Origin of the sequence: Protofrankia sp. Cas8 (assembly GCF_963555845.1) — a bacterium.
In the GTDB taxonomy this organism is placed as follows: Bacteria; Actinomycetota; Actinomycetes; order Frankiales; family Frankiaceae; genus Protofrankia.
The window spans coordinates 2,606-6,357 of record NZ_CAUVXI010000274.1 but is presented as its reverse complement, the minus strand read 5'-3'; the positions used below and the strand labels follow the sequence as shown (position 1 = coordinate 6,357).

General features: G+C 67.6%; 4 protein-coding genes. All 4 read left to right on the top strand.

What is annotated here, in order from left to right:
* Nucleotides 1–173: 173 nt before the first annotated feature.
* On the top strand, nucleotides 174–1,328 hold the full coding sequence (ispG, locus tag U9977_RS25020) for a flavodoxin-dependent (E)-4-hydroxy-3-methylbut-2-enyl-diphosphate synthase (protein WP_322751736.1): 1,155 nt from the start codon (nucleotides 174–176) through the stop codon (nucleotides 1,326–1,328).
* A gap of 18 nt (nucleotides 1,329–1,346) precedes the next feature.
* Nucleotides 1,347–2,198, top strand: a complete 852-nt coding sequence (locus U9977_RS25015; RefSeq protein WP_322751735.1) for a GNAT family N-acetyltransferase — start codon at nucleotides 1,347–1,349, stop codon at nucleotides 2,196–2,198.
* A 133-nt stretch (nucleotides 2,199–2,331) separates the two neighbouring features.
* A complete protein-coding gene (locus tag U9977_RS25010; protein ID WP_322751734.1) occupies nucleotides 2,332–3,417 on the top strand; it encodes an ABC transporter substrate-binding protein in 1,086 nt (361 codons plus the stop codon).
* Between the two features lie 34 nt (nucleotides 3,418–3,451).
* Nucleotides 3,452–3,752, top strand: a 301-nt coding sequence (locus tag U9977_RS25005) for an ATP-binding cassette domain-containing protein (protein ID WP_322751733.1), incomplete at its 3' end; no start/stop codon positions are given.

Genomic DNA, 3,752 nt, shown 5'->3' with positions numbered 1-3,752 from the left:
GATCAGTTTCAACTAGCCTCCCGCTCTTGTGCGGCGGAGGAGGAGCTAGATGGTGGTCTGCTGTCAGCGAGACCGCATCGCCGCTGGCTCGGCGGGCTTAGAGCGCTTTGCGGGCCAGTCTTTTGCCCAGCTTCCGATCAGCTTCCGACCATTGACACGCCAGTGAGGACATCGTGACAGTAATTCTCGGCATGCCCGAGGCGCCGGCACTCCCGCTCGCCACCCGGCGTCATAGCAGGCAGATCCAGGTCGGCACGGTGCCGGTCGGCGGGGACGCGCCGGTCTCCGTCCAGTCCATGACCACGACACTCACCTCGGATGTCAACGCCACCCTGCAGCAGATCGCGGAGCTCACCGCTGCCGGCTGCCAGATCGTGCGGGTGGCCGTCCCCAGCCAGGACGATGCGGACGCGCTGGCCGCCATCGCGAAGAAGTCGCCGATCCCGGTGATTGCAGACATCCACTTCCAGCCGAAGTACGTCTTCGCCGCGATCGACGCGGGCTGTGCCGCGGTCCGGGTCAACCCCGGGAACATCAAGGCGTTCGACGACAAGGTCGGGGAGATCGCTCGCGCTGCCGGCGCCGCGGCCACGCCCATCCGGATCGGGGTGAACGCGGGGTCGTTGGACAAGCGCCTGCTGGCCAAGTACGGCCGGGCGACCCCGGAGGCGTTGGTGGAGTCGGCGCTGTGGGAGTGCTCCCTGTTCGAGGAGCACGGCTTCACCGACATCAAGATCTCCGTGAAGCACCACGACCCGGTCGTGATGATCCAGGCCTACCGGTTGCTCGCGCAACGTTGTGACTACCCGCTGCATCTGGGAGTCACCGAGGCGGGCCCGGCCTTCCAGGGCACCATCAAGTCGGCCGTGGCCTTCGGCGCGTTGTTGGCGCAGGGCATCGGTGACACCTTGCGGGTGTCGCTGTCGGCGCCCCCCGTCGAAGAGGTCAAGGTCGGTATCGGCATTCTCGCGTCCCTGGGGATGCGTCAGCGTACCCTGGAGATCGTTTCGTGTCCGTCCTGTGGTCGGGCCCAGGTCGACGTCTACAAGCTGGCGGAAGAAGTCACCGCCGGCCTGGAGGGAATGACGGTGCCACTTCGGGTCGCCGTCATGGGCTGCGTGGTGAACGGGCCGGGCGAGGCGCGCGAGGCCGATCTCGGGGTGGCCTCCGGCAACGGCAAGGGTCAGATCTTCGTCCGGGGTGAGGTTGTCAAGACCGTGGCCGAGGCGCAGATCGTCGAGACGCTGATCGAGGAGGCCATGCGGCTGGCCGAGCAGATGGAGGTCGACGGGGCGACACCCGGCGAGCCTTCGGTGTCGGTCGGGTAACTTTCGGCGTTTGTGACCATGGGCCTTCCGCTTCGCTCCGCCCCCACCCGTCTGCTTGACGACCACGATCTGCCTGCGGTTCGGGAGCTGCTCGCGCGTAACCCGATCGCAGACGTGTTCGTCGCGTCCCGGGTGGAGACATGCGGACTCGCCCCGTGGCGGTTGGGCGCGCAGATGTGGGGCCATCTGGTGGACGGCCGCCTTGCCGCCGTGTGCTACTCGGGCGCGAACCTCTGGCCTGTCGCGGCGGGTCCGGCTTCGGCGAAGGCGTTCGCCGAGCGGGCCCGCCGCCAGGGCCGTCGATGTTCCTCGATCGTCGGCGTGGCAGATGCGGTGCAGGTCATGTGGCGGCAGCTGGAACCGGTATGGGGACCCGCCCGTGAGGTCAGGGCGGACCAACCACTGTTGGCGATCTCCGAGCCTCCCGCGGTGGCTCCCGACCCCGCCGTGCGTCACGTCCGTCCCGACGAGTTGGATCTCCTGCTGCCGGCGTGCGTGGCGATGTTCACCGAGGAGATCGGGGTGTCTCCGGTGCTCGCCGATGGTGGGGCGCTCTATCGGGCCCGGATTGCCGAGTTCGTCAGCCGGCGTCGTTCCTTTGCCCGGATCGAAGACGGGCGGGTCGTGTTCAAGGCCGAGATCGGCGCGGTGGCTGGAGACGTCTGTCAGATCCAGGGGGTCTGGGTGGCCCCGGAGCTACGGGGCAGGGGCCTGGGGGCGGCCGGCACCGCGAGCGTGGTGGCGATCGCGCAGGCGACTCTCGCACCCGTGGTCAGTCTCTATGTCAACGAGTTCAACCATCCCGCGCGCCAGGCCTATGACCGGATCGGCTTCTACCGGGTCGGTACCTTCGCGTCGATCCTGTTCTGATCCGTCCGTACCCGGGTGGGGATGGCGCCCGGGGCCTTCCTCTGCCATGCTCAGTTTTCCGACCACTTCGATCGGTTTGCATGGCGCCGTGGGGCGTCGTTGCGGTGAGACACCACAGCTGGGGGGAAGGCACATGTCATCGAGGAGGCTGTGGCGTCGGATCACGCCACTGCTCGCGGCTGGCGCGTTGGCGTTGGCGGCAACGGCCTGCTCGAGCGGGGGAGACGGCAACACCGTGTCGGCCGGGAGTTCGGCGACCAGCTCGACTGCCGGTCCGACGGGGACACTGCGGCTCGGTTACTTTCCGAACCTCACCCACGCACCAGCTATCTATGGTCTTGACCAGGGGATCTTCGCGGCCACGCTCGGCCCGGGCGTGAAGATTGCGACCTCGACGTTCAACTCGGGCACCCAGGAGGCCGAGGCGATCCTGTCCGGCGCCCTCGACGCCGGCTACATCGGGCCCAACCCCGCGGTCAACGCCTTTGTCAAATCCAAGGGTGCAGCGCTGCGCATCATCTCGGGCGTGACATCCGGTGGGGCCGGCCTCGTGGTGAAGAGCGACATCACCTCGGTCGACCAGCTGCGCGGCAAGACGATCGCGACTCCCGGTCTCGCCAACACCCAGGATGTCGCGCTGCGGTATTACCTCAAGCAGCATGGCCTGGCCACCGACAAGAACGGCGGCGGCGACGTTCAGGTCCGTCCGCAGGACAACGCGGTGACGGTGGACGCCTTCAAGTCCGGCGCGATAGACGGTGCCTGGGTGCCCGAGCCCACCGCGTCCCGGATGGTCGCCGATGGCGGGAAGCTGCTGGTGGACGAAGCCTCGCAGTGGCCCGACGGCAGGTTCACCACCACCGTGCTGGTCGTGCGTACCGATTACGCGGCGAGCAACCCGGAGATCGTCAAGCGGCTGGTGGCGGCGAACGTCGCCTCGATCAATGCGCTGGGCGCGGACCCAGCCAAGGCTCAGCAGGTCACCAACCAGGGGCTGGCGAAGCTGTCCGGCAAGCCCCTGGCGGACGCTGTGATCGCGCCGGCATGGAAGCGACTGACATTCACTCCCGACCCGATCGCGTCCTCAGTGGTCACGTCGGCCGATCATGCCCAGATGCTCGGCCTGATCACCAAGGCCAACCTTGACGGGATCTTCGATCTGGCGACCCTGAACGCGGTGCTGACCGCACAGGGCAAACCGGCTGTCGCAGCGAAGTAGCCGTGGATCGACCGGGAGCAGAGAAGAGGATTTCGTGACCGCCGTCATCGACACGAGCGCGGTACGGATCGCCGGTGTGAGCCGGACCTTCGGGTCCGGCCCGCACCGGGTCCAGGCGCTGGACAACGTTTCCCTTGATGTGCGCCCGGGGGAGTTCGTCTGCCTGCTGGGCGCGTCCGGCTGTGGGAAGTCGACGCTGCTGGGCATTCTTGCCGGCATCGACCGACCAACTTCTGGCATGGTCGACGTCGGTGGGCGCAGGGTCGGCCTGATGTTCCAGGATTCGGCCCTGTTGCCGTGGCTCACCGCCGGGGGCAACATCGCGTTGCCGATGA

What these genes read in the sequence shown, in the direction of transcription:
- U9977_RS25015 (WP_322751735.1), top strand. Translation starts at nt 1,347, where the DNA reads ATGGGCCTTCCGCTTCGCTCCGCCCCCACCCGTCTGCTTGACGACCAC.
- U9977_RS25010 (WP_322751734.1), top strand. Translation starts at nt 2,332, where the DNA reads ATGTCATCGAGGAGGCTGTGGCGTCGGATCACGCCACTGCTCGCGGCT.